The following is an 841-nucleotide window of genomic DNA, read 5'->3' as shown; positions in this document are numbered from 1 at the left end:
CGGGGGCGGAGCCCCCAGGGGAGGAGTCGCGCCTACTCCGCCCCGGACTTGAGCGCGGCCAGCCTCGCCTCGACCTCCGCCCCGTCCCCCAGCGAATCCAGCTGCTCGAACTGCGAGTCCAGCGAAGACGCCGCAAGCTCCTGCTTCCCCATCGCCTTCGCCTCCTCCCTCCGCACCTTGTCCTCGAACCGCCCCAACTCACTCGTCGGGTCGAGGACGTTGATGTTCTTCACCGCGTCCATCATCGTGTTCTGCGCCTGCGCCGACTTCGCCCGCGCGACGAGCTCGTCCCGCTTCCCCTGAAGCTCCGTCAGCTTCACCTTCATCTGGTCGAGCCCGGTCTTCAGCTTGGCCACGACATCGGTCTGCGAGGCGATCGTCGGCTCCGCCGTCCTCGCCTCCTTCTCCGACTGGAGCTGCCGCCCCAGCGCGACCTTCGCCAGGTTGTCGAACTTGTCGGCGTCGGCGGCCGACCCGCCCGTCCGCAGCTCGTCCGCCTTCTTCGACGAGGCGAGCGCCTTGCCGCCCCACTCCTTGGCCGCCTCCACGTCCTCCGTGTGGTCCTGCTCCATGAGCCGCAGATTGCCGATGGTGGCCGCCACCGCCTGCTCGGCCTCCGCGATGTTGTTGGTGTAGTCGCGGATCAGCTGGTCGATCATCTTCTGCGGGTCCTCGGCCTGGTCGAGGAGCGAGTTGATGTTGGCCTTGGCCAGCTGGCTCACGCGCCCGAAGATGGTCTGCTTGTCCGACATGGCATTTCTCCTTGTACGTAAAGGGAGTTACGGAAGCGGGCTGCGAAGGATCAGGATCAGAACCTGCCGCCCCCGCCGCCGTACCCCCG

At 67.3% G+C, this 841-nt stretch carries 1 protein-coding gene; it reads right to left on the bottom strand.

Annotation, left to right across the window (positions count from 1 at the left end; all coding sequences use genetic code 11):
- Positions 1-32: 32 nt before the first annotated feature.
- Positions 33-752, bottom strand: a complete 720-nt coding sequence (locus tag J0695_RS39510; protein ID WP_206969672.1) for a PspA/IM30 family protein — start codon at positions 750-752, stop codon at positions 33-35.
- Positions 753-841 lie beyond the last annotated feature (89 nt).

The organism is Streptomyces beijiangensis (assembly GCF_017315755.1).
GTDB lineage: Bacteria > Actinomycetota > Actinomycetes > Streptomycetales > Streptomycetaceae > Streptomyces > Streptomyces beijiangensis.
The sequence above is the reverse complement of the archived record's forward strand: the minus strand, read 5'-3'. Positions and strand labels throughout refer to the sequence as shown.